The 26,956-nt window shown below is 43.6% G+C and carries 18 protein-coding genes; 15 read left to right on the forward strand and 3 right to left on the reverse strand.

The window, feature by feature from the left end; genetic code table 11:
- Positions 1-40 precede the first annotated feature (40 nt).
- The 3 genes from J2X61_RS20885 (at position 41) to J2X61_RS20895 (ending at position 4,021) form a co-directional block, all read left to right on the forward strand.
- Complete coding sequence (locus tag J2X61_RS20885) at positions 41-1,432, forward strand: NAD-dependent malic enzyme (protein ID WP_396135477.1); 1,392 nt, start codon at positions 41-43, stop codon at positions 1,430-1,432.
- A gap of 331 nt (positions 1,433-1,763) precedes the next feature.
- Complete coding sequence (locus J2X61_RS20890; RefSeq protein ID WP_310190225.1) at positions 1,764-3,395, forward strand: response regulator transcription factor; 1,632 nt, start codon at positions 1,764-1,766, stop codon at positions 3,393-3,395.
- Between the two features lie 185 nt (positions 3,396-3,580).
- Positions 3,581-4,021 carry a cohesin domain-containing protein gene (locus tag J2X61_RS20895; RefSeq protein ID WP_310190420.1) on the forward strand — a complete coding sequence of 147 codons (441 nt, stop codon included), beginning with the start codon at positions 3,581-3,583 and terminating at the stop codon, positions 4,019-4,021.
- A gap of 144 nt (positions 4,022-4,165) precedes the next feature.
- Here the strand turns inward: J2X61_RS20895 and J2X61_RS20900 are convergent, their stop codons facing one another.
- The 3 genes from J2X61_RS20900 to J2X61_RS20910 all read right to left on the reverse strand — a co-directional run bounded on the left by J2X61_RS20900 (position 4,166) and on the right by J2X61_RS20910 (position 7,273).
- A complete protein-coding gene (locus J2X61_RS20900) occupies positions 4,166-5,554 on the reverse strand; it encodes an MFS transporter (RefSeq protein ID WP_310190228.1) in 1,389 nt (462 codons plus the stop codon).
- Between the two features lie 114 nt (positions 5,555-5,668).
- The gene (gene deoD / locus J2X61_RS20905) at positions 5,669-6,373 is read right to left on the reverse strand and encodes a purine-nucleoside phosphorylase (RefSeq protein ID WP_310190230.1); all 705 of its coding nucleotides are present in this window, start codon (positions 6,371-6,373) and stop codon (positions 5,669-5,671) included.
- A 183-nt stretch (positions 6,374-6,556) separates the two neighbouring features.
- The gene (locus tag J2X61_RS20910) at positions 6,557-7,273 is read right to left on the reverse strand and encodes a Crp/Fnr family transcriptional regulator (protein ID WP_310190231.1); all 717 of its coding nucleotides are present in this window, start codon (positions 7,271-7,273) and stop codon (positions 6,557-6,559) included.
- A gap of 432 nt (positions 7,274-7,705) precedes the next feature.
- On the opposite strand from J2X61_RS20910, the gene J2X61_RS20915 reads away from it, so the two are divergent.
- The 12 genes from J2X61_RS20915 (at position 7,706) to J2X61_RS20970 (ending at position 26,833) form a co-directional block, all read left to right on the forward strand.
- On the forward strand, positions 7,706-9,283 hold the full coding sequence (locus J2X61_RS20915; RefSeq protein ID WP_310190234.1) for a spore germination protein: 1,578 nt from the start codon (positions 7,706-7,708) through the stop codon (positions 9,281-9,283).
- A 38-nt stretch (positions 9,284-9,321) separates the two neighbouring features.
- Entirely contained in the window at positions 9,322-10,521 is a 1,200-nt protein-coding gene (locus tag J2X61_RS20920; RefSeq protein ID WP_310190237.1) for a Ger(x)C family spore germination protein, read from the forward strand.
- Positions 10,522-10,527: 6 nt separating this feature from the next.
- Positions 10,528-10,761, forward strand: coding sequence for a hypothetical protein (locus tag J2X61_RS20925; protein WP_310190240.1), 234 nt, complete (start codon positions 10,528-10,530; stop codon positions 10,759-10,761).
- 30 nt (positions 10,762-10,791) lie between these two features.
- Positions 10,792-11,898 (forward strand): GerAB/ArcD/ProY family transporter, encoded by a 1,107-nt coding sequence (locus J2X61_RS20930; RefSeq protein ID WP_310190243.1) that lies wholly within the window; start codon positions 10,792-10,794, stop codon positions 11,896-11,898.
- Between the two features lie 42 nt (positions 11,899-11,940).
- Positions 11,941-13,035 (forward strand): GerAB/ArcD/ProY family transporter, encoded by a 1,095-nt coding sequence (locus J2X61_RS20935; protein ID WP_310190245.1) that lies wholly within the window; start codon positions 11,941-11,943, stop codon positions 13,033-13,035.
- Between the two features lie 132 nt (positions 13,036-13,167).
- A complete protein-coding gene (locus tag J2X61_RS20940) occupies positions 13,168-15,432 on the forward strand; it encodes a helix-turn-helix domain-containing protein (RefSeq protein WP_310190246.1) in 2,265 nt (754 codons plus the stop codon).
- Positions 15,433-15,807: 375 nt separating this feature from the next.
- Positions 15,808-17,331: an ABC transporter substrate-binding protein gene (locus tag J2X61_RS20945; protein ID WP_310190248.1), complete on the forward strand. Its 1,524-nt coding sequence runs from the start codon at positions 15,808-15,810 to the stop codon at positions 17,329-17,331.
- Positions 17,332-17,363: 32 nt separating this feature from the next.
- Positions 17,364-18,803, forward strand: coding sequence for a YfcC family protein (locus J2X61_RS20950; RefSeq protein WP_310190251.1), 1,440 nt, complete (start codon positions 17,364-17,366; stop codon positions 18,801-18,803).
- A 27-nt stretch (positions 18,804-18,830) separates the two neighbouring features.
- Positions 18,831-19,955 (forward strand): M20 family metallopeptidase, encoded by a 1,125-nt coding sequence (locus tag J2X61_RS20955; RefSeq protein ID WP_310190253.1) that lies wholly within the window; start codon positions 18,831-18,833, stop codon positions 19,953-19,955.
- Between the two features lie 17 nt (positions 19,956-19,972).
- Positions 19,973-20,452, forward strand: a complete 480-nt coding sequence (locus J2X61_RS20960) for an ROK family protein (protein WP_310190255.1) — start codon at positions 19,973-19,975, stop codon at positions 20,450-20,452.
- A 26-nt stretch (positions 20,453-20,478) separates the two neighbouring features.
- Positions 20,479-21,870 carry an NAD-dependent malic enzyme gene (locus J2X61_RS20965; protein ID WP_396135478.1) on the forward strand — a complete coding sequence of 464 codons (1,392 nt, stop codon included), beginning with the start codon at positions 20,479-20,481 and terminating at the stop codon, positions 21,868-21,870.
- 217 nt (positions 21,871-22,087) lie between these two features.
- Entirely contained in the window at positions 22,088-26,833 is a 4,746-nt protein-coding gene (locus tag J2X61_RS20970; RefSeq protein ID WP_310190258.1) for an endo-alpha-N-acetylgalactosaminidase family protein, read from the forward strand.
- The last annotated feature ends 123 nt before the right edge of the window (positions 26,834-26,956 follow it).

The raw sequence follows: 26,956 nt of genomic DNA on the forward strand, positions 1-26,956 counted from the left end.
GTACAAACATATGTCAGTTTCAAACGTTGCCAGCACTTATATGATCTTTCGGCTACAAATCGATAAAGAGCTAACCTCTCTAGGCGATATAGCCGCTGTAATTGAAGGGACTAATGGCGATATTGTGGGAATTGATGTTATCTCCTCCGGGCGTACCCATACGGTCCGCGATATAACCGTCAATGTGGTAGATCAAGCGCACAGCCAATCCATCCATGAATTGCTTCAAAAGCTAAGCGGTGTCCAGGTCATTCACGTATCGGACCGCACATTCCTCGTGCACTTGGGCGGGAAAATCGAGATTGCTTCCAAAACGCCGGTAAAAAACCGTGACGATTTGTCCCGGGTCTACACCCCAGGTGTCGCCCAAATCTGCACAGCGATTGCGGAACAGCCGAGCAAGGCCTACTCATTGACGATCAAAAGAAATATGATCGCAGTCGTGTCGGATGGAACGGCTGTTCTTGGGCTTGGCGATATCGGACCGATGGCAGCCATGCCGGTGATGGAAGGCAAGGCCATGCTGTTCAAGGAATTCGCAGGTGTCGATGCATTTCCGATATGTCTGGACACAAAGGACCCCGACGAAATCGTCCGTATTGTCAAAGCATTGGCTCCGGCATTCGGTGGCATCAATCTGGAGGACATTTCATCCCCTCGGTGCTTCGAAATTGAGGAGCGTTTGAAACAGGAACTCGATATTCCGGTGTTTCACGACGACCAGCACGGGACGGCTGTCGTCCTGCTGGCCGGATTATTGAATGCACTCAAGATTACCGGCAAACAAATGTCGGATATAAAGGTCGTAGTGAGCGGGATCGGTGCAGCGGGCATCGCATGCTCGAAGATGCTGCTCGCCGCCGGTGTGCGTAATTTGATCGGTGTGGACCGCTTTGGCGCCATTCATCGCGAGTCCCATTACGATAACCCTCATTGGACAGCGTTTGCTCACTTGACGAATCCGAACTTGGAGGTCGGCGGCTTGTCCGAGGTTATCAAGGATGCAGATGTTTTTATCGGCGTATCGGCTCCGAATATTTTAACGGTGGAGCATGTGCAGTCCATGGCTAAAGATCCAATCGTCTTCGCAATGGCGAACCCGATCCCAGAGATTGACCCGGAGCAGGCCAAGCCTTACGTTAGGGTCATGGCTACGGGAAGGTCTGACAAACCAAATCAAATCAATAACGTGCTGTGCTTCCCGGGCATTTTCCGTGGAGCTTTGGATTGCCGGGCAAGCGAAATTAATGAATCGATGAAGCTTGCGGCAGCACATGCGATCGCATCGGTTGTGTCGGACGATGAATTGAACGAAACGTATATTATTCCCAGCGTATTTAATCAGAAGGTTGTTGAAAAAGTGAGAGAGGCTGTTATTGAAGCGGCCTACCGTACAGGGGCTGCCCGAAAAAAGTTGAGAGAATCCAATTAGGACTGAATACATCAATTAATGTATAAAAATATTATGAATTGGAAAGAAAATATCAAAAATACGTAATGATATCGACATCAGATTGGTCCAAAATGGGACCGTTATCTTTGTTTTTGGGAACAGAGTGAGAGCACTGGGAGAAACACTTACAGATTCCGTAACGGAGTCCAAAGTGGAACTAATATCTATATCGTTGCTGGTTTATTTCTTATCAATTTGGAATTGCATGCCATGTAGCACAAATATGGACTTAAATATTTGTTTGGATATGGTGATGTGCGAGGCTGTTACTTAAATTATTTAAGGGAATGATGGATGCTTGCATAAAGTTATGATCGTAGACGATGAGCCCATTGTGAGACTGACCATGCACCAATTGATTGTATGGAAAGAACTAGATATGGAGATTGTTGCTGAGGCTGCTGATGGCGTGGAAGCTTTGGCTATTTTGCAAGTGCGTAATGATATCGATATATTGCTAGTTGATATTCAGATGCCTAGAATGAACGGTATTGAACTGTTAGGCGCTATTCAATCTATAGATTCAATGAAAAAGCCAATTCCAATAATCCTGAGCGCATATTGTGATTTTCGTTATGTTCGTGAAGCCTTCATACTTGGAGCCTTTGATTATATTGTAAAAGTAGATATGGACGAGGGGAGCATTCTGTCTGTTCTGCAAAAAGCCCGGCAACAGCTAAAAAAGCTTGGTGCCTCGAATGTTTCACAAGTGATCTATGAAGTGAAAGAAGAAAAAGTAGATCCAGACAAAGTGATTACCGGGCTGCTCACTTTAGATATCCAATCTAATGTTATGGAGTATTCACGAATTGTTTCTGAAGTGTGCGATTGGCTGGGCGAGATCAACCAAGTGGCTGTTGCGTTGTCGCTTTATAGCCCAGCGGAGATGATTTCGAAGACGGCGATTAAGCAGACGATTAGAACCGAGATGGACTCGGCGTTCTTGAAGCATATCGTTCATTGTGAGGACGCGAACGAAATCGTCATTCTGTTAACCGTTCCACAGCTCAGAAGTGAAACAGCCATTCGTAAATTGATTCACACTACGCTTTCATTGATCAAAACCAGACTTGAGCAATATATGAACGTCCGTGTAGCAATGGGAATTAGCGATACGGTTGATGGGAGCATGCATTGGCAAAAGTTAATCAATCAGGCGCGAAGCCTAGTATCTTTGAGTTTTTTTGAAGGCTATGACAAGTTCTTTTATCCTGAGAGTAAAATCAAATCTTGCTTAGAAATTAGCGCTGATTTAAGAATTACGCTAAAAGCGAGAGGTATTGAAATTGTACGTTTGCTTGAGCTGGAGAATGCGCCGCTATGGGAGCTTGAATTTGACCAGTATGTGAAGCTATTGAAGGAAAAAGCAAGATTTGATGTTCATGAAATAAGGTTGATTCTAACCGATTTCCTATGGGAGCTTAGCTCATTACTGTATACCCGAGAAGTTCAATGGGGGGGAGTATTTGACCATAGTCATCCTTTTGAACAAATAAAAGAATTTCATACCCTTGAGGATACATTACAATGGATCAAGCAAGTTTGTTCAGATATTTATCGTTATATTCATGAGCTAAGCCCAAAAGTAAATTCGCCCTATAGTATCGTTGAGAAGGCGAAAGAATTCATTCATCAGCATTATTGTGAGGATTTGAGTCTAGGTATGGTTAGCCAATGGGTTGGGGTCAGTGAAAATTATTTAAGCAGGCTGTTTATGAAGAATGTCGGCGAGAGCTTTATTCAATATGTAACGAATCTGCGCATTGAAGAGTCTAAACGGTTGTTAAAAAAGGGATATAAAATTATGGATCTGTCTGAAAAGATCGGCTATATGAATTCGGAGCACTTCAGCCGGGTGTTTAAGAAAGTCACGGGTGTAAGTCCGAGGGCTTATAGGGAAAGTCTCGGCTTAGGGGCAGTAATGAATGCAGATCAAGGATAACGGTATTCCTTTATTTGGGGGGGGGGCGTCTTTTGCGCATTGGTGGAAGTCATAGCAGGTACATTCACCTATACATGGGTTGAAAAAAATGGTAACAAAAGACTACAAAATTCGCCGATTTTAATTCCGATATTTTATATCGAAGTTATTCAGATAGTTTAAAGGAGTTATGTGTCTTGAAAAAAGTGTTGTTTGTAGGTTCGGTAGTTCTGTGTCTGTCTTTTCTTGGTCAGACCTTTGCACTAGCTAGGTCTCCTGAAAGCGAAATTAAGATTTTTCAGGAGAAAGTTGGTAAAAAGAAAGATGAAGCAGTCTTTAAGATTTCTTTGGATGACATCAAAGGCAATATTGTAGCAGAAGATATCCGGATTTCTTTTAATCCTGATGATTATGTATTTGATAGCTACTCTTCCTTGGATCAAGGTATCCCAGTTATTGCCTCAAAAACTAGTGAAGGTTCGGTTCGGCTGATCTTGACAAGTTTAGGTATGGAACATGCCATACACGGTGACAAAGATCTTTTGGAAGTTCGTTTCAAAGCTAAAAAGACAAAGGCAAAGGATCTATCAGTCCAAGCGACTATAGCAGACGAATTTGGAAACGAATTAATTTTGTCTTCTAAATAATAACTTTTTAAAGGGCGTGCTATAATATGGCACGCCTCTCCCTTTGAAACTTCCAAATTGTACGTATTTACGCGGAACTACAATCAAAAAATGAGCCCTAAAATTTTAGGGCTTAAGGTTCTAATGATGAACTAAAATAGCTTTCTATTTCGTCGTTTTTCGTCCTACCATTACCCAGTACAAAGATAAACTCAAAAGGGTAATGAGAACGAGAATGAATAGGATGTTACTAAACATGGAAGCATTTGAATTACTCGTAATTCCTAGGAAGCTTTTTCCTAATGGGAAATTATCCATCATAGCTGCAGTATAGGCAATTCCGATTGACATCGCGATACTAAGTGTCAAGTTATAAAATCCGACTACTGTGCCAGCTTTATCTTTTTCAATCGTACGAATACAAGAATCAATTAATGGTGCGTACATGAATGCAAATGAGCTGGAGAACAATACCATGGAGATCACGAGTACAACAACCGAAGTTTGTAAAAAGAAAGCGCCTAGTAATAAGCTTACTATAATACAAGACATCGCGATTGTAATGCATTGCTTGCTTCCCAGATACTTCGCAATTTTCCCGGAAAGAGCCCCGACAATCGTAGCTCCGATAAAGCCTGGAATCATTAATAGCGAAATGGTATCTAGCTTCAAGCCATAGATCTTTTCAAGCAAGAATGGAAATAAGAAGATATAGGCTAACTGTACAGAATAAATGACAAAGGCAACTCCAAGCAAGGAGATAAACTGTATATTTTTGAAGAATGACATTCCAATAAACGCTTTCGAGCTCTTACTGATATAAACAAGGAATAATGTAACTGCAATAACGAACAAGATCAGGTAAATCCAATTGAAATCGGTAATATACAGGAGTAGGGCTGCTGAAATGGTTCCTACTAGCAATAATCCTAATACATCGACATGACTGTTTTTAGCTTCTCCCTTAGGGAGATACTTTAAAATAAAAGGAAGTGTTAAAAGGACTACTAAAGAAATTAAAAATAGAGACGTCCAATGGAAATACGTAGAAACGTAACCGCCAGTTAATGTACCAATAAGCTGCGAAAGAGCAAAACTGCTTGTACTTAATCCTAGAAATTTCTTTTGTTCATTGGCAGGTAGATGTTTGGTTACAAATATAACATATAATGTTTCAGCTGATGCTAGACCCGCCGTTTGGATAATTCGTGAGATCACAACGAGCAAATACGAATGTTGAAACATATACCCCATAACTGAACCGGCACATATCAAAAGGATCCCAGCGATAAAAAGTTTTCGGATACTAATGGAATCCGCCAAAGCTGCGTAAACCACTGCCCCGATTCCAGTCACAAGGCCAGCTAGGGTTGCTTGCCAGCTGACTGTTATCGCTGAAACGTGGAAATCCTTTGCCATATCAACAGAAATGATCTTAAACGAATTATCAATGATCAAACATAGTAGAAATAATAGTAAGGTAACAGGCACTGCTTTCTTCATATTAAATTCCAGAGCCTTCTTCGTGCTCACATCTGCCGTTATTGTAGTCATAGCCGATCTGTTCTCCTTTGTTGTTCTCTTTTTGCGATTTGAGGAAGCGCTTCCAATGACGGCCCGGATGTTACTTTTGGGGGAATTGCCTGGTATTATTATCGCTTCGTTACTTTATCGAGTCACGGTTTCCAAAGCAACTTCGATCATGTCGTTAAACGTGGTTTGTCTTTCGAGTGCAGTGGTTTGCTCACCCGTGATGAGATGGTCACTAACCGTTAAAAGAGACAACCCATTTACGCCAAATTTAGCAGTAAGGTAATACAGTCCTGCTGTTTCCATTTCTACAGCTAATACGCCATGTTGGCCCAGCTTCATCACCGTAGAATTGTCTTCTGTGTAAAAAATATCTGAAGACAGCACATTACCCACGTGAAGATTAAGACCTTTTGTAGTTCCAATTTCGTATGACTTTTTTATTAAACCAAAGTTCCCAATTTGGGGGAAGTCATATCCTGGGAAGTTATTACGAACGATTGATGAATCTGTCGCGGCTGCTTGTCCAATAATAACATCTCGAATTTTCACATTAGATTGTATGGCGCCACAAGTTCCGATACGAACTAGATTTTTTGCTCCATAACTATTTATTAGCTCATGAATATAAATGGATGCAGAGGGCATACCCATTCCTGTACCTTGAATCGATACACGACTTCCTTTATAAGTTCCTGTATAACCGAGCATTCCACGAACATTATTGTAGCAAACAGCACCTTCCAAAAAAGATTCTGCAATATACTTTGCACGTAATGGATCACCGGGTAATAAAACAGATTCTGCAATTTCCCCAGCTTTAGCTTCAATATGAAAACTCATGTTAACTGCCTCCTGTTGTTGTAACTATATGCTAAGAAAACGATTCCATCACAGCATAACATAATGCAATTTCACGTTCAGTTATCAATTTCACATCACATTTGTAAACTGGTTAACAAATATATCGTTAAAGCGTTAACTGGAATAATTGACTTACAGAATTGTATTTGATTCAAGACATGTCTATGGGTTATCCCATTTTCGAAGTTCTGGAAACTCTTCAGTATCGTTACAAATCGATTCAAGTTTGTCCTTATTTAAGATATAAAAATATTTATTTCGAATATCCAGAATTCCCTCGGCTTGAAAATCAGACAGGGTTTTGGATATGGATTCTCTTGTAACCCCGATCATATTAGCCAGAAAAGATTGATTTATCTTTAAGTCTATTTTACAAATGCTATCTTCCTGCTTTCCAAAGTTATAATACAGATCCGTGATTAAATTTGCTGTTCTTGTCCGAACATCATAAAACGACAAATAGCGAATTAAGCGATTGAGTATGCGTGTTCGCTCAATAAGGATCGCATAAGCATTTCTTAGAACAGAAGGATATTGCTCGACGATATGAAGAAAATCTTGCTTTTCTAGTTGCCAAGCTGAAACATTCTCTAAAGCTTCAACAGTACTAATTCGATAATTATGATTGGATAATGCTTCTGATTCACCCAAAATTTCACCCGGAATGGCAATTTTAAGAATAATTTCTCTATCTTCGCTTAGACGATACACTTTCAGCTTTCCTGATCGAATTAAGTAAACTTCTTCACTTAGATCATTTTCAAACATGAGTACATGATTTTTTTTGAACTGACGTTCCTTCAATAAAGGTTCGATATGCGATAAGGAATCCTTAGGAAGATCTGAGAAGATCGTAATATCAGAGAGGTTAGTAATCATCAGTCGTAGATCCTTTCACTCAGTATCTTTAGTATTTTAACTCAGAGGTAATTTTATACCAGCATTCAAGTTTACTGGAGACAAAAACGATATGCATTTCGAACGTATTAGTGTGATTGTCCTCGATAGTGTTGGCATCAGCGAATTGCCTGATGCAGCCAACTTTGGTGACCAAGGAAGCCATACCCTTGATCGGGTTACGGGTGTAAGTCCGAAGGTTTATAGAGAGAGACAGCCTTCAGATGGTTGTCCCTAACAGATAAGGTCAACCAGTGATTGCTGGCTGGCCTTTTTTCATCAAGCCGCACACGATATTTGCCGCATTAGCGAATAAAAGTGATGATTTGGGGCTATACAGATACTGATTAAACGGCTGCCTTAGAAGTACAAAAGCTTAGGATTGTTTGTAAATCAAAACTAGGGAGCACATCCATGAAATTTACTCGGTTGTTGAACCGGTCGTCTAGGAGTAAATCTACAATAGAGAGTCCAACCGGGAAAGAATACCTTCAATCTAACCTTAAACAAAATATACAGAGGGTGAAAGAAGCTCTCGGTAACAGTTCGGATATTATCTTCCGCGAGGTATCCCTAAGTCCATCCGGTGCGCAGGTAATGGGACTTCTGTACACCGACGGCTTGGCGGATCAAAAAATAATCAATGACTTCGTTGCGGAATCGGTCATGATGGATTTGACGGATCAACCCCAGAATCCTTTATCGCCCTCAGATATGTTTCAGAGGTTGAAGGATTTTGCCCTCACGATCGGCGGTATCAAAGAATTTACCGACTTCGATACGTTATACAACTCGATTTTGTCCGGAGAGGCTGTCATATTGCTAGACGAATATGATAAGGGAGTAGCTGTCAGCGTACAGGGCTGGAAGGACCGGGGGGTCAACGAACCGTCGACCGAATCCGTTGTCCGCGGACCTCATGAAGGTTTCTCTGAAACGCTGCGTACAAATACCGCCTTGGTTCGCCGAAAAATCAAAGACCCGAATCTATGGCTGGAATCCAGACAAATCGGACGGGTGACCAAAACCGAAGTTGCCATCATGTTCATCAAAGGAGTCGCAAGCGATGAAGTGATCGAGGAAGTCCGCGTACGTTTAGACCGGATCGATATTGACGGTATCCTGGAAAGCGGTTATATCGAGGAATTGATTCAAGACGAAACGTACACACCTTTTCCAACCATTAAGAACTCGGAACGGCCGGATGTCATTGCAGCCGAATTGTTGGAAGGCAAAGTCGCTATTCTGGTCGATGGAACCCCGTTTGTTCTTGTCGTTCCGGCGTTGTTTGTTTCCTTCATACATGCCGCTGAAGACTATTATCAACGCGCGGATATCAGCACGCTTGTTCGAATCCTGCGCTACATCGGGATCTTTATCACCTTACTTTTTCCATCGCTATATATCGCGATAACGACGTTTCACCAAGAAATGCTGCCTACACCTCTGGTGCTTGGGTTGGCAGCTCAGCGGGAAGGTGTTCCCATTCCTGCCTTCATCGAAGCGCTAATGATGGAGGTAGCTTTCGAGGTCTTGAGGGAAGCCGGTCTTCGCATGCCAAGAGTCATCGGTCCAGCGGTGTCCGTCGTCGGTACCTTAGTCATTGGGCAGGCTGCCGTCGAGGCGGGAATTGTATCGGCTGCGATGGTCATTGTCGTTGCAGTGACTGCGATTAGCAGCTTTATTTTTCCTTCTTACAACATGTCCAACACCTTTCGCATGCTCCGGTTACCCATGATGGGGCTAGCCGCATCCTTCGGGTTATTTGGGATTTTTGTCGGAGTTATTGCTATTTTACTGCATCTGTGCAGTCTTCGCTCCTTCGGAGTTCCCTATATGAGTCCTTTTGCACCCATGATAGCTCTTGATCAGAAGGATGCTATTTTCCGTTTTCCCCGATGGGCCATGTTTTCGCGTCCACGCCTCATCAGTCAGAAGAACGTAACTCGTGGGCAAAAATCACCATCGCAGAAACCTGAACCGCGAAAATAAAGGGCTAGTGCATTAGATGGGCAAAGGAGTTGTTAGATGTGAAACGAGGAGTGTTCCTGTTACCATTTGTTCTGATTCTGCTCATCAGCTTGACCGGCTGTTGGAGTCGCCGCGAACTTAATAACCTTGCCTTTGCAGGTGTGATCGGCATCGATAAAGCAGGGAACGATTTTGAAGTCTCCGTCCTGGTCATGGATCCGAATGCAGTATCTGCAAAGAAAGCAAGCAGTGGCCGATCACCGTCTGTGCTGTATCATGCAAAAGGAGAAACGGTACCTCAGGCCATCCGGAGAATGTCGGCAGATACTCCGCGTCACCTCTATTTTTCACATATTCGAATGCTTATTTTCGGCGAACAGCTTGCGAGGGACGGTATCCGCGATACGCTTGACTTCCTGTCGAGAAACAACGAGATCCGAACGGACTTCTACTTTGCTATAGCGAAGGGAACGACAGCAAGGGAACTATTAGGGGTGTTAACACCATTAGAAACACTCTCCGCGAATACTATGTTTGGTACGCTCGAGGTGTCCAGAAAAACATGGGCACCAACTGTTCCTGTCCAGTTGGATAGTCTGATGTCTGATCTAATCAGTGAAGGCAAACATCCCGTGTTGAGTACAATCCAGATATCGGGAAATCCTGAACAAGCAGCAAGTAAGAACAATCTGGAAAAGGTAGATACTCCCGGCATGCTGCATTACACGGGATTGGCAGTCATGAAAAAAGATAAATTGCTGGGCTGGCTTAATGAAGAGGAAAGCAAGTCATATAACTATATCGAGGATAAAGTGAAGCGTACCATCGGTGTTGTGGGATGTCCCGACGGAGGAAACATAACGGCCGAGGTTATCCACTCGAAAACGGAAGTGAAAGGAAAAGTTGTTCAAGGCAGACCCGAAATTAGTATTCATATTCGAATCGAACAAAATATCCAGGATGTGGAGTGTAAGATCGACTTTACGAAGAAGGAAACGATTGACGATTTGGATAAGAGGGCGAATCAAAAACTTGAAGCCATAATAAAGCATACGATCGAAAGCGTGCAAATGAAATACAAAGTCGATATTTTCGGTTTTGGCGAGGTGATTCACCGTGCCAATCCCAAGGCATGGAGGAAGCTGAAAACAAATTGGGACGAGGAGTTTTCCAACCTGCCAGTTCAAGTGACAGCGGATGTCAAAACCCGCCGATTAGGAACCGTTTCGAATTCGGTCCTGGAAAAGATGAAGGAGTGATGGGACATGTGGGCGATTCCAGGAATCCTTGCTGCAGCTGGCGCCATCTTCATATTTGAAGCACCTGCGCTCTTCAAAGGGCGGTTCATGAAGGAACTATGGCTATTTTCCATTTTGCTCGTAGTGGGAACCGTATTAAGCATCTTGATCAGTTTACATGTTGAGATTCCGAACCCCATCGACTGGATCATCATCATATACAAGCCGTTTAGTGATTTATTGAATAACATCTTGAAATAAGAAGCAGACATTGAGGGGGGACAATCAATCGTGCCTGGAAAAATACAAATATCACCTCGACAGTTTATGATTCTTGTCCTATTGTACTCGGTTGGCACGGTTATTTTGCATACTCCCTCACCGCTAGCGGCCTTCGCCAAACAAGATGCTTGGCTGGCAGCTATACTCGGTACCGCGGCTGGATTGATGCTTGTATGGTTATATATCAAAGTCGCTCATTTGTTTCCCGATCTTACTTTGGACCAAATCATTGAAAGAGTGTTCGGAAAGTGGATTGGAAAACTGATTAATTTCAGCTTTTTTTTCTTTCTAATAACGACTGGTGCCGGAAACCTTTTTCATGTAAGTAATTTTATTAAAACGTATTGGATGCCCGAAACACCGAGCGTTGCATTAATTATCTTGTATGTAACTATCGTGATTGGTGCTGCGCGTCTGGGAGTAGAAGCCTTTAGCCGAACGGCTGAACTATTATTTGTCCCTTTTCTCATCTTGCTGATCACGTTCATTGTAGTCGTAGCGCCCCAAATTAAGGTAAGTCATATCCAACCTGTGCTAGATAGCGGCGTTACCCCGATCATACGTGCTTCACTCTTTTATGTAAGTGTATTTTCGTTTTCACCTGTTAAGTTCTTAATGATTTTCCCTTTCGTTAACAATCGCAAAGCCGCGGGGAAAGCTTTCTATATCGGTACATGCCTAGGAGGATTCCTGCTAATCATCATCATTCTGTTGAATATCCTCGTTCTGGGCCCGGCAATTATGGCGAGTAATTCAGCGCCAACTTATGCGCTTGCCAAGAAGATTAATGTCGGGGACTTCCTGACTCGTATTGAAGCCATCATTGCTTTCATTTGGCTTATTTCAACGTTCATTCGAGGGGTGATGTACTTCCATGTGTCCCTTGCTGTGTTTGCGGGCCTGTTCGGCATCCAAAATGCTCGTCCACTTAGCGCGCCTTTAGGGATGTTCATGGTTGCAGTATCGGTTGTTATTGCTCCGAGCGATCATTATATTGCAGCCTTTCTTAAAGATACTCAATTTTTCTATGCTGGAACATTTGGGCTCGTCTTACCTTTGCTATTGCTTGGTTTTGCTAAAATTCGGAACGTGTTTGGTATTCCCACATCCAAATGATAAACCGAGGTAACGAACTTGATGCAAGAAGGAGGTAGTGGGGTGTTCGACAATGGGAAAATTACGTCCAAACAATTTACTTTATTAGTGACACTTTTCACAATTGGAAGCTCGATCTTATATATTCCGTCTTTTATCGCCTCCGAAGCCAAACAAGATGCCTGGTTGTCTGCATTAATGGGAGTCGCTTTGGGATTGTTAATCATACTTTTATTTCATCGAATCGGGACGATGTTTCCGAATATGACTATTGTTCAATATAGCGAAAAGATTTTAGGCAAATGGTTAGGCAAACTCGTATCCGTATTGATTTGTACTCACTTTTATTTGCTTTCCGGTTTAGTCCTTCGAAATATAGGCGATTATTTGATCACGATCCTGCTGCCGCAAACACCGATCCAAGCCGTCCATATTTTGTTCCTGAGCATCATCATTATGGGAGCGAGACTGGGGATCGAAACAATTGCACGCATGGCAGAAATATTATTTCCTTTACTGATTCTATTTTATTTAATGGCTATGATCGGACTAATGCCTGAAATCGAATTGATCAAACTGCAACCTGTATTTGAAGGGGGGGTTAAACCGATCATACGCGGTATCATTCCGTTTGTCGGTTCTCCAATCCTGGAGCTTGTCGTGTTTCTTATGATTATCCCCTTCATGAATCGATTAGATTTAGTCAAAAAAAACTTTTTAACAGGGGGCTTCATGGGGGGAATCTTTTTAACGGTTCCTCTGTTCTTCTGTCTTGTGGTTCTAGGTCCTGATTTGACGGCAGCCAATGTTTTCGCGAGTTTTACCGTAACAAAAAAAATTAATATCGGTGATTTTTACCAAAGGATCGATGTAATAATAGCTTACGTTGCATTTATTTGTGTTTATTTTAAGGCTACCCTCTGTTTCTATGTATCCCTGTTAGGTTTTGGTCAAACGTTTCATTTGAAGGACTTCCGATTCTTAACTTTTCCCATGGGGATGATTCTGATTGTTTTTTCTATTGTTGCCTACCCGAATAGTACTTACGCCGCCTCTTTTTTTAAAGAGACATGGATGCCATACGCAGCAACATTCGGGTTATTTTTGCCTTTGTTATTATTGGGAGTGGCTGCGGTTCGAAAAAAATACTTTCAGTGAAGCATGGTAAAAATCTGACGGTAAATTAATGACGGTTGTAAAAGTGGATACTTATGTTATTATCTAAGTTCGTTAATTTATATCTAAAAAGACAAAATTAATAATAATCAATAGTTTGGGGGTGAGGGATCATTGAAGTTGTTTAAGGGGAAATTTTTTATAAAAACAGTGGCCATATCCTTAATAGCTGTAATGACGGTTTCCTTGCTCATAACAATTAGTTGTTATAGATACGCAACGAATGTTTTTGACAATCATCATATAGAAGATCAGGTTCGGTTGAATAGCTTGATTGCCTCGCATGTGGACTCACTGTTGGAATCAGTTGTGAAAAGTGCTACCAATCTTATGATGGATCAGGAGATTGTACAGGCAATTTACGTAAAGGATTTAGAACACCAAACGGATCAGATGTTACAAATCCAGCAGAAATTGAATGCGTATACGAAGAACGTAAAAGATATTTATAGTGCCGATTTATATATACCCAGCGTTGTTTTACTTATCTCAAGTGCAAACGGGATTATACCATCCACATCGATGTCTGACGATACGATGCGCTTGTATCAAACGATTGAGGCGTTACGAAAACCAATGTGGATGTTTACTCAGCAATCCTCCGAAGAAAATGTGATCTCGTTTTTTCAACCACTGCCGGTACAATCAAACTTTCCTCAAGCTTATTTAACTATTCATATCAGGGAACGAGCTTTAAACAATATCGTCAAAATCAGTCAGGGGGATTTGCCTAACGAATCCCTGATCATTAGTGACACAGGAAAAATCATTTCAACTGAGGATAAGCGTAAATTAGGACAATTTCTAGATGCGGATATGGAACAGATGCTAAAGGACATCTTGGATGCACCTGCTCGTACCGGCTACATCATCGAACATTCGAGAAATACGTTCACCACATTTAGCAGGTTGTCTTCAAGTGAATGGATCGTGGCGGTTCGGTATCCAATGGATGCATTTTTCTCTTATAAGTTAGCTATATTTCAGTATTTGATTAAACTTGAACTCATCGTTTTAATTGGCGCTATGCTAATTTTGATCCCATCTTATTCTTATATATTTTCACCATTGTCACGGTTGATTAGAGACCTTGTGAAAGATAATGAGGTTCGATTTCTTGATGAACGCAAAATCATGACAGAGTTTCTCCGACAAGAGCGGGAGGAAATCCTTCAACTTAAGGAACAAAACAGGAAGCAAACCTTATCAATAAAAGAATTGACGTACTATCGTATGCTCCATGGATCCCAACCATCCATTGACCAATTTGATTCTTTCCTTCGTGAATATTCGTTGGATGAACATAATAAGTATTGGACGATCCTTGTGGAGCCTGAATTGGATTCTGCAGAATCGAGTTTCAGTGAAGATGAATCATCGTTACAAATTTTTGCAATCTCTAATTTATGCGAAGAAGTGATTCAACAAAATTTTACAGATGGACAAGTGCTCCCATCTTTGGATATGAAGCAAGTCATTGTTATTTGCTGTACGCCTCCCCAAATGAAAGAACGTCATATCGCTGGCATTTCAACTCAAGTTGCCGAGTCTATTCAAAGTGCTGTCCATAACTATTTAAGCATCCCAATCTCAATAGGTATTGGAAATGCTTATACATTAAGAGAAGGGCTACACAACTCTTATAGAGAAGCAAGTGAGTGCCTCAAGGAAAGGTTAGTAAAAGGGACCGGCAGCATTATTGCTATTCGGGATATGAAGTCTCCGTATATCTTTCAATATCCTTACGAATTAGAAGCATTACTAATCAAAGAGTTAAAACAAAACAAACAGGAAGAGACTCTGCGTTTATTCAAAAATATGATTCAAACTATGATCGATGCGAATATTAACTCGCTTCGATTGATACAAACTTCACAAATGCTGTATTTCTCTGTTCTGCGAGCCTTATATGAAAACACAGATAATCAAGTGTTAGCTGCCAGGTGGGATTTAACGTCGCCTCCCCAATGGAAGACAGTCGATGAACTTGAATACTGGTTTGAACATGATTTTTTTCCAGAGGTATTTAAGGTAATTGAGCTTATGAATGAAAACAGAGGGTATCAAACTGTTGAAGCAGTCAAACAATATCTATATGAGTCCGCAACGCAAATGCAATCTTTGACCTCCGTTGCTGAACAATTTGGAATTAACCCATCCTATTTAAGCCGTATATTTAAAAAAATGACCGGCCAAAGCTTTGTTCAATTTACGGCTAATTTAAAAATTGAAAAGGCGAAACACTTGCTTGTAAACAGTACTTTATCTATAAATGAAATCGCTGAAGCGGTGGGCTATACGGAAAGAACGTTCGGACGTGTTTTTAAAAATGTAACAGGCACCACGCCAGCGAATTATCGGATGCAAAACAAAAATTGAAGGTGCACGATTGCAAATGAACTAGAGCAAAGCCGATCATGGCTTTGCTTTTTTATTCGATCTGTCATCCGTCATTTTTTTGAATCGTGTTCCTGCTGTGAAAAATAATGGCGTTTATTTGACTATTATCTCCCAAAAATCAGCTTGTATTTCTGGCACTTCGATTCTAGACGTAAGCTAGGTAAATTACTGTCAGTTGTAGGATGAAACTCACCGTAATATGATGATCCCGCGGATGATAAATCACCGAACATTAGAACATCCTAAAGTAAATACAGCTTTTGGCAAAGAGATTCTAGGATAAGGGGGTCACAGAAGGTGATTATGAGGAGGAAAATGTGGGCTAGGCAATTGCTTGTCTTATCCTGTGCATTCATGGTCTTTACAGGTTGTTCCAAGCCTCTTGGTACAGCGGATCATCGGACTGCAGAGAAACATAATCACAACGGCAGCAAAATTCTGACGATCGGTATGCCGACTGACATGGTCACATTTGACATTCACAATCACAATACCATTTCGACCGAAGCGATTCATATCAATATGTTTAGTTATTTGTTTAAACGGAGCTCGGACCTGGAAATCAAGCCGGACCTCGTAGAAAGCTTTAAAGTCATCGATGATACGACCTGGGAGTTTAAATTAAAGAAAAATGTTACTTTTCATAATGGCGATTCATTAACTGCTGCTGATGTAAAGTTTACATTAGAACGCGTAGCCAAAGACAAATCTCTGAAAGAAAACCCCAATTATAAACAAATTACAGAAGTCAGAATAATAGACAATCTTAGATTCCAAATCTTAACGGATGGGCCGCAGCCTGCGTTGCTCAACCGATTATCCAGAATAGGTTCAGGTATATTGCCGAAAAACTATATTGAAAAAAATGGATTTGATTATTTTCTAACGCATCCTGTCGGTTCTGGCCCCTTTCAATTCGTGGAATGGGTGCACGACGATCATATTACTTTGGAAGCATTTAATCAGTTTTATGGTGGACGTATAAAAGATTGGGATCGTGTTGTGTTCCGTAAAATTCCGGATGATAAGAACCGTATAACCGATTTTTTGGCAGGAGGAAGTGATATTGCTGTCAATATTCCTCCCGACTTGGTTCATATCATTCATGCACAAGAGGATGCAACAACCTTAAAATCTGCCTCCAACCGTGTTGGATTACTTGCTGTTCGAAACACGAAAGGATTAGCGACGTCGGATCCTAAAGTGCGTGAAGCGATCGATCTTGCCATTGATAAGAAGACACTGATCGACACGACGCTTGGAGGATACGGGATACCAACGCGTACCCGCGTCACGCCTGGAAATTTCGGTGCGGATCCGTCTCTTTTTAATACATCACTGTATAATCCGGAGAAAGCCAAGCAACTATTGAAGGAAGCAGGATATGCGAATGGGTTAACGATTACTTTGTCAGCTCCTATTGGCGTGTACACGAAGGATAAAGATGTTGCTGAGATGATTCAAGCGATGTTGGGTAAAGTTGGCATTAAAGTGAACTTAGAGCTTATGGAACGTTCGAAGTTTAGTGAAATGCGTAATGCTGGAAGGAATAAAGAGTTATTTCTTCTGTCTTATGGGAACTCCTTATTCGATGCCGATAACGCACTTGACAAATATCGTTCGGAGAAAGCCAAAACAGAACTTGATTATCACAACAAAGAGGTAGACGATCTGCTGCGTGCAGCGTTAATCAATATGAACCCTAAAGATCGGATTGCACAATATCAGCAAATCCAAAAAATTGTTGCCAATGAAAGACCGCATATTTATCTATACAATGAGCAGGGCTTGTACGGAGTTAATAAATCGATTGACTTTAAACCAAGAACAGATGAAATGATCTATGTGCCTGAAATAACGAAAAAAATCATGGAATAATACGATATTACAATACGAGAGGAGACAACCTTATGGAACTATTAACAAAGCAAGAGACGACGCAAGAGAAAAAAAAGAAAAAAAGAAGATTTGCACAGCCTGATGCTTACGTTCTATTATTTTTTGTTGCGTTAATCTGCGCTATGGCTACCTATATTTTACCGTCGGGAGTCTTCAAAACGGTAAAAAAAGGAGATATCACCATAACGGTTCCGGGCAGCTATCATACCGTTCCTTCTAATCCTACAGGCTTCGTCGACTTCTTTACTACGATCCAAGCAGGCATGGTGAAAGGCGCACCGCTTATTTTCCTTATTCTTTTTACCAGCGGAGCTTTGGCTGTCATTGAAAAATCAGGGGCTATTGATGCGCTTCTGAAGTCGACGCTTACACGATTCAATAATCGGCTGCTGCTATTAATCATCCCTGTGGGCTTACTATTTTCCGTGTTAGGAACGACCGGGATTGTTGTCAATTCCGTTATTGCCTTTATACCTTTAGGATTAGTCATTGCAAGGGGATTGAAATTGGATCCTGTTTTCGGTGCCGCTCTTATCTATCTAGGAACCTATGCCGGATGGAATGTACCGGTATTTGCACCTCAAACGCTTGGACTGTCTCAGCGTATCGCGGAACTTCCGCTTTTCTCAGGTATCGGTTACCGGATGATTATATATGTAACGTTTCTTATTGTTACGCTTTTCTATATTTACTGGTATGCGCGCAAAATTCAAAAAGATCCGACAAAAAGTGTCTTAGGCACAGACTGGCTCAGCGATACGGCCGGAGTCGATCATGAGGGAGCAGGCAGTAAAACAACCGTTACACTGCAACAAAAATTCATCTTATCCTTTGCAGGATTATCTCTTCTGGGGTTTATCATTTTCTCGCAGAAATTTAAATGGACGGAAAACGAAATGGCCGGTCTCTTTATTTTTATGGCCATCGGTTGTGGGATGATTGCACGAATGGGCGCAAATGAAATCGCTTCCACATTCATGCAAGGGTGTAAACAAATGGTCTATGGGGCGCTCATAGTGGGCATGGCCAGAGCCGTGGGCATCATTCTGGACGATGCAAAAATTTTGGATACGATTGTGAATGCGCTTGCAAATGTGCTAGCTCCATTATCCCCAATGGCAGCTTCGATCGGCATGTTTTTCGGAAGTGCTGCTCTTCACTTTTTAATCTCTTCCGGTTCTGGGGAGGCTACCGTTCTTATGCCTATTCTTGTCCCTTTGGCAGATTTGTTGCATATAACGCGCCAAGTAACTGTGCAGGCGGTCATGTTTGGAGAAGGCGTCGTAAATTGCATCAACCCGACATCCGGCGTCATGATGGGCGTGCTCGCCACGAGCGGTATCTCCTACGGCAAATGGCTTAGATTCATGCTTCCATTAACGGCAGTTTGGTTTCTGCTTGGAATTATATTCATCATGATCGGTGTATGGATCAACTGGGGACCTTTCTAATAACTAACAACAAGGGGATTTTACTGGATGGATAAAGTATTAGCATACTTAAAACAACATCAAGATGAGATGCTGGATGATCTCAAAACGCTTGTGCTGGCCGAATCGCCCACCCGTTCGAAAGATAGGGTAGATCAATGTGGAGCAGAAATTCAAAAGCTGTTTAAGAAACATCTTCACCTCGATCCTGAAGTGATTCCTCAAGTGCATAGGGGAGATCATCTGCGATTTCGTTATGGAGAAGGCGAGGAGCAAATCTTAATCCTGGGACATTTTGACACGGTTTGGGATGTGGGCAGGCTGTCCTACCGTGTAGATGGAAACAGAGCGTATGGACCGGGCATTCTGGATATGAAGGGGGGGATCATCCAAGCTCTTTGGGCGGTTAAAGCCTGTCATGAGTTGGGGATTCCTTTAACTAAACGGATTGTTTTCTTATGCACCAGTGATGAAGAGGTCGGAAGCGGTACGTCCCGTGAATGGATCGAGCGGGACGCTGTACAGAGCCGGGCGGTACTCGTGCCGGAGCCGGCCGCGGCGCGCACAGGCGCACTGAAAACGAGCCGTAAAGGGGTTGGCCGGTTTGGAATCAAGATTTCTGGTAAGGCAGCGCATGCGGGGAACCATCATCAGGATGGCATCAGCGCGATACAGGAAATGGCTCATCAAATTTTATTTCTGCACGCACTCACCGACTATGAATTAGGCACCACCCTGAATGTGGGCCTGGTAAGGGGAGGAAGCACAGAGAATGTGGTAGCCGAACAGGCGGAACTGGGTGTGGACCTTCGAATCATCCAAATGAGTGAGGGTGAAAGGATTTCGCAAATCATTTATGGGATGAAGCCGCATCTTGAAGGGATTACCCTGCAAATTTCCGGAGGCGTCAACCGCCCGCCGATGGAAAGAACAGCGGGGAATGCAGAATTGTTTAAACTTGCCGCAGCATGCTCATCTGAATTAGGGTTTTCCTTGACGGAGGAAGCCGTGGGTGGAGGCAGCGACGGGAATTTCACAACCGCTCTAGGTATTCCGACATTAGACGGGTTAGGTGCTGTTGGGGAAGGCATCCATGCAGAAAACGAGCATGTTGAAATCGATCAGCTTCCTGTCAGGGCTGCACTGATAGCGGGGCTTCTTCGCAAGCTATGAGAAGGGCCGGGGACAAAATGCACATAGCGATCGATTTTGGGGGGACGGACATCCAAATCGGTTTGGTCCAAAATGGGACCGTAATCTCAAAAATGAGATTACCGGCCCTATCGCATGGAGGGCTTTTAAGACGTCTTTCGGATGTAATAGGATCCATCTATCAATTACTTTCCCATAGCAAATCTTCCATTTCCGAATGTACGGGGATCGGGCTAGCAGCGCCGGGAGTGGTGGATCCAACAAGCCGAACCCTATTATCGATCAACGATAAATACTCGGATGCTGTAGGGTTTCCTTTTGAACAGTGGTTTGAAGGGGTATTCGAATTGCCTTGTATCCTTGAAAATGACGCCCGGGCTGCGCTGATCGGTGAAGCAGCCTATGGCGTGGCGAGAGATGAAACGGATGCCGTCTTGATAGGAGTTTCACGATTGCTTGAAATGAAGCAAGACAAAAAAACTTTCACAAAATTAAAAGGAGAGTGTAAAGACATATGACAATTTCAAACGTTACCAGCACGTATATGATATTTCGGCTTCAAATCGATAAAGAACAAACCTCTCTAGGCGATATAGCCGCTGTAATCGAAGGGACTAATGGCGATATTGTGGGAATTGATGTTATCTCCTCCGGGCGTACCCATACGGTCCGCGATATAACCGTCAATGTGTTAGATCAAGCGCACAGCCAATCCATCCATGAATTGCTTCAAAAGCTAAGCGGTGTCCAGGTCATTCACGTATCGGACCGCACGTTCCTCGTGCACTTGGGCGGGAAAATCGAGATTGCTTCCAAAACGCCGGTAAAAAACCGTGACGATTTGTCCCGGGTATACACCCCAGGTGTAGCCCAGGTTTGCACAGCGATTGCGGAACAGCCAAGCAAGGCCTATTCATTGACGATAAAAAGGAATATGATCGCGGTCGTGTCGGATGGAACGGCTGTACTTGGGCTTGGCGATATCGGACCGATGGCAGCCATGCCGGTGATGGAAGGCAAGGCCATGCTGTTCAAAGAATTCGCAGGTGTCGATGCATTTCCGATTTGTCTGGACACAAAGGACCCCGACGAAATTGTCCGTATTGTCAAAGCATTGGCTCCGGCATTCGGCGGCATCAATCTGGAGGACATTTCATCCCCTCGGTGCTTCGAAATTGAGGAACGTTTGAAACAGGAACTCGATATTCCGGTGTTTCACGACGACCAGCACGGGACGGCTGTCGTCCTGCTGGCCGGATTATTGAATGCACTCAAGATTACCGGCAAACAAATGTCGGATATAAAGGTCGTAGTGAGCGGGATCGGTGCAGCGGGCATCGCATGCTCGAAGATGCTGCTCGCCGCCGGTGTGCGTAATTTGATCGGTGTGGACCGCTTTGGCGCCATTCATCGCGAGTCCCATTACGATAACCCGCATTGGACAGCGTTTGCTCACTTGACGAATCCGAACTTGGAGGTCGGCGGCTTGTCCGAGGTTATCAAGGATGCAGATGTTTTTATCGGCGTATCGGCTCCGAATATTTTAACGGTGGAGCATGTGCAGTCCATGGCTAAAGATCCAATCGTCTTCGCAATGGCGAACCCGATCCCAGAGATTGACCCGGAGCAGGCCAAGCCTTACGTTAGGGTCATGGCTACGGGAAGGTCTGACAAACCAAATCAAATCAATAACGTGCTGTGCTTCCCGGGCATTTTCCGTGGAGCTTTGGATTGCAGGGCAAGCGAAATTAATGAATCGATGAAGCTTGCGGCAGCACATGCGATCGCATCGGTTGTGTCGGACGATGAATTGAACGAAACGTATATTATTCCCAGCGTATTTAATCAGAAGGTAGTTGAAAAAGTGAGAGAGGCTGTTATTGAAGCGGCCTACCGTACAGGGGTTGCCCGAAAAAGGTTGAGAGAATCCAATTAGGATTCATGAAATTTGGTTAAAAAATGAGGGGGAATTTGTAGAATATATCATTCTCTTATCCTTAACATCAGATTACAATCATTGTGAAAGCGTTAGCATGTGACAAAAAATGACCAACACGGTCACTTGTTTGAGGTTGCAAAGTGGAACGGTTGTTAATTGATTTAAGGGGATGATGAGACTGGTCAAGAAATTTTCGGTTATGTTAGCTTTATGCATGTCTGTTCAAGCGGTCGGGAGTATCAACACAACAGTATCCAAATTTACAACTCCCGTTATAGCTGCAGCATCGCAATCGCAATCACAATCCATAGAATCTTCTGTGATGAGAGTGACTGTTGATGACACATTTCCTAGAGTGCTGCAGTATGAATGGCTAGCTAATAACGCTGTTATGTATGGTCAAGAAGATGCATTAAATGAAGTCAAGATCAATGGTACAAGCTATACCCCGTCTGTAACATTTAGTAAGACGGGCTCGAAGGCATCTTATACATTATCGATTCCTTCAATTGAAGTTACGATAAGCATCGATCTTGATGTTGTCGGGAATGTATTGAATTATCATGTTACCGGAATCACGGAGAGTGGTACGACCAAAGTTAGCACGTTCGAGATCCCGAATCATAACCTGCTTTCCGTTAGAAGTACACAAACAGGAGCTGCATTTTCCGGTACAAGACTGCACACGGCTGTTGCCGGGAGCGGAGATACGTTCTTGAATGTAACCGGCACTCCTGCCGTTGATAGCTCTCCCGGAAATTATATGTATAGCATACTGAATACGAACCAACTGGCGGGGGCCGTCTGGACGAACGCAGTTCAGGATTATTCCCCAGATTGGGATAATGATCGACTTCACAAACAAACGGTAAATAAAACAGACTATTACCGTACCGGCGTCTGGAGTGCGCCATGGGTATACAGACCGGAGGGCATGAGCACAACCGAGCCGCTGCCTAATGAAAAAGTTGTCATCACGCCGGATGCAAACGGAGATGGCGGCGTTGATTGGCAAGACGGGGCCGTTGCGTACCGTAGCATTTCGAAAAGTCCGTTTGGCAGTGAGAAGGTTCCCGATCTGGTTGTTCAACGAATTCCTTTTAATTTCGCCAGCCAGGCTACGAACCCATTCCTTAAGACATTGGATGAAACGAAAAGAATTTATCTGGGAACGGATGGACTTCAGCAATTTATCGAGTTGAAAGGGTATCAACAAGAAGGTCATGATTCCGCGCATGCGGATTACGGTAATAATATCGGCATACGCCAAGGCGGAGATGCGGATATCAATACCCTTGTCAATGAAGGCCATAAATATGGAGGTTATTTCGGGGTGCACATTAGCGCCACAGGCGCAAGTCCGCAAGCCAAATATTTTAGCGAGAATTTGGTGGATCCGAATAAACCAGGATGGGATTGGCTTGACTTATCTTTTGATTATAACAAAGCTCAAATGCGCAGCGAAGCTGCGACAGGGGCTAGATTAAACCGCTTGAAAGAATTAAAGGATAGAGTGCCGAATCTCGACTTCATTTATAATGATGCCTGGTTTGAAAATGGCTTTGACGGCAGAAGACTGGCACAGGAACAGAATGGTTTAGGATGGGCGACTACTACAGAATTCCCCATGTATATGGAGGACGATGCGATTTGGTATCATTGGTCCGTTGACTACAATTATGGCGGTCAGGAAACTAAGGGCTTCAATAGTCAAATAGCCCGTTTTATCCACAACCATCATAAAGATACCTGGATCGCACGCAATCCGCTGCTTGGCGGTACAGAGCTTGAAGCATACGAAGGTTGGCAAGGAAAAGTGAATTATGACGACATGATCAAGCTGACATTCACGACGAATCTGCCAACGAAATATATGCAGCATTTCCCTATTCTGAAATGGACGAATAACTTCATCGAGTTCACAGATCATGTAAGCGTTAGCAACGCTACCGGCACGAGAGTCATCAAGAAGGATGGCATCACGGTCTTGAATGGTGGATCGTACTTGCTTCCTTGGAGTCCAAAAACAGAAGATAAACTATATCACTGGAATGCTAACGGGGGTTCCACGACCTGGACACTTCCGGTGAGCTGGTCAGGGCTTCAAACCGTGAAGCTTTACAAGTTGACGGATCAAGGTAAACAGTTTATTCAAGATTTGACCGTTAATGGCAACCAAGTAGCAATTAACGCTCTGGCGAATACGCCTTACGTGGTCTACAAAGGAACAGGTCCTGTAACTCCGGATGTGAAATTTGGAGAAGGTACGCCAGTGAAAGACCCGGGCTTCAATAGCGGAAATCTCTCATCCTGGACGGTAACCGGCGATAAACAGGCTGCATCCGTTCAGCGAAATACACGCGGGCAATACGAGTTGAAAATCGCAAGCGGTGATTCTGTTAGCGTCAGCGGGCAGCTTACAGGACTTTCGCCGGGAACTTATTCGGCTTATGTTTATGTGCAAGTGGACGGTACGCGCCGTGCCCGAATTGGGGTCAAAGATTACGGCGGAATCGAGGTGAGTAATTATACAGATAGCTCTTTCGCCATCAACAGCATAGGCGGAGATTCCAAAAACGGTACCAAGATGCAGAGGATGCGCGTAATGTTTGATGTCCCAGCAGGACAAACGACAGCGACGCTGTATCTGCAGGGTGAACCAGGTACTGCCGCCATTACGTTTGATGATGTTCATCTCATGAAAGTGCAGCGGTCGGCAAACCCGACAGGGGCATACTTCGCAGAAGATTTTGAACACATTGATGCAGGCTGGTATCCGTTTGTGAAGGCGGATGCGGGGGGGACGACCTCCGATCCTAGAACTTCTTTGGCCAACTTGCATGCGCCTTACACGCAAAAGGGCTGGAACGGCAATCCGATTGACCATGTGATTAGTGGAGACTGGTCGCTGATGTCCCATAAGGAGAATACCGGGCTTCTATATCGAACATTGCCTCAAACGCTTCGATTCGCGCCTGGTACAAACTATACAATTTCTTTCAAGTACCAGAATCAACAAGCCGGTGATTACGCTTTGGTTATCGGCGACGGAACAAGAGAAATATCCTCCGTCAATTTCGATACCGTTACTTCAACGAAAACATTTACCAAAGTGATTGCCGGAAGCACGTCAGGCAATACATGGGTCGGAATCAGGAAGCTGACGAATAATAGCTCAGACTTTGTTATGGATGATTTTACCGTGCAGGTAGGAGGGGAGATTCCTCCACCCAGTGTTCCACAGGTGCAAATGACGGCGACGGCGACTAGCCAGGAAACGGCAGGTGCAAATAATCCAGCCTCTAATGTGTTGGATGGACAAAGCGGGACAATCTGGCATACAAAGTGGGATTTGAGCAATTCGCTGCCGCAATCGATTACCCTGAACCTTGGCGGCACCTACAATGTGACAAATCTGAAATATTTGCCAAGACAAGCCGGCGGCGTGAATGGCATCATAACGGCTTATAACGTTTATGTTAGTGACGATGGTACGAATTTTACAAAAGTAGCTGACGGCATCTGGGCAAATGATGCGACTGAGAAAAATGCTGCTTTAGCACCAACTTCGGCATCGTATGTGAAGCTGGAGGCCACAGCCGGTAATGGCGGTTATGCTTCCGCAGCAGAAATCAACGTGAACTACGAGGAGCCAGTCATCATTCCACAAGAGCAAATGACAGCGACGGCGACTGGTGAGGAAACGGAAAATGAGAATAATAGCGCCTCAAATGTAGTGGATGGAACTTCATCAACCATCTGGCATACGAAATGGGATTCTTCCAATTCTTTGCCTCAGTCGATTACGTTGGATTTGGGCGGAAGCTATCAGGTCAGCCAGTTGGATTATTTGCCAAGACAAGACGGGCAATCGAATGGCTTCATTAAAAGCTACAATATTTATACAAGCACAGATGGTGTGAACTTCACGAAAGCAGCGACGGGGAACTGGGACCAATCTGCAGCTCAGAAGAGTGTAACATTTAAGCCGGTAACAGCAACGCATGTGAAGCTGGAGGCCGTTCAGGGAGTTAATAATTATGCGTCTGCTGCCGAGATTAACGTATTTAGTATTCCTGTCGCTACCGTGCCAGTAACCGGCGTGCAGTTGGATAAACCGCAAGTCATGCTGAAAGAAGGGCAAACGGTAGAGCTGGTTGCAACTGTGCTGCCTGAGAACGCGAAGAATAAGAATGTCACTTGGGCGAGCAGCAACGATACCGTCGCCATAGTTGAGGTCAAGGACGGCAAAACAGTTGTAACCGCATTGAAAGCGGGATCGGCGGATATTACGGTCACCACGGTAAATGGCAATTTTACAGCGGTAAGCAAAATTACGGTACAAAAAGGCGAAGTCACGCCAATTGGCGCTTTAACGACGCTATCCGCAGCCGGCACCGTTCAGACAGGCGAGGAATTCCCTGTACAGCTGGGTCTGGGCAGCGTCACGCAAAGCGTATATGCACAAGATATTAAGATGGACTACGACTCGAACGTTTTTGACTTTGTCTCGGCCCGTGCCGCGAAAGAAGGGATTTTGCTCGTAGATACTGTGAAGGACACACTGGGCAAACTCCGGTTTATCCTAGCAAACGTAGGCAAGGAACTGACAGGCGATAGCGGGATTCTAGAACTGAAGTTCAAAGCCAAAGCTTTGACGCAGCCGGCAACGGGAACGATTGCCGTAACCGATGCAACGCTTAGCGACGCGCAGGGAGTCGAAACGAAAGCGCAAGCTTCTGCGGTGGGCGTGAGCATTGCGACACCGCCTCCGGGAATTCCAGGTGACGTCAACCATGATAATAAAACAACCATCGGCGATCTCGGCATCGTCGCAGCGAATTACGGCAAAACATCATCCAGCCCAGACTGGGAGCAAGTCAAGCGAGCTGACATAAATGGGGATGGCAAAATCGATATTGTCGATCTTGCGTTCGTGGCCAGCAAAATTATGGAGTAAGTAATTATTCAGGAACGAATGGCGATGCTAGGTGCTATGCACCTAGCTTTGCTTCTTAGCGTAAGCTAAGATTCTGCAAAAATGGGGTGTATGAATTTGAAGGTTATAACTCGACTAATGCTG

The organism is Bacillus sp. 3255, from assembly GCF_031456485.1.
Taxonomy (GTDB): Bacteria; Bacillota; Bacilli; order Paenibacillales; family NBRC-103111; genus Paenibacillus_E.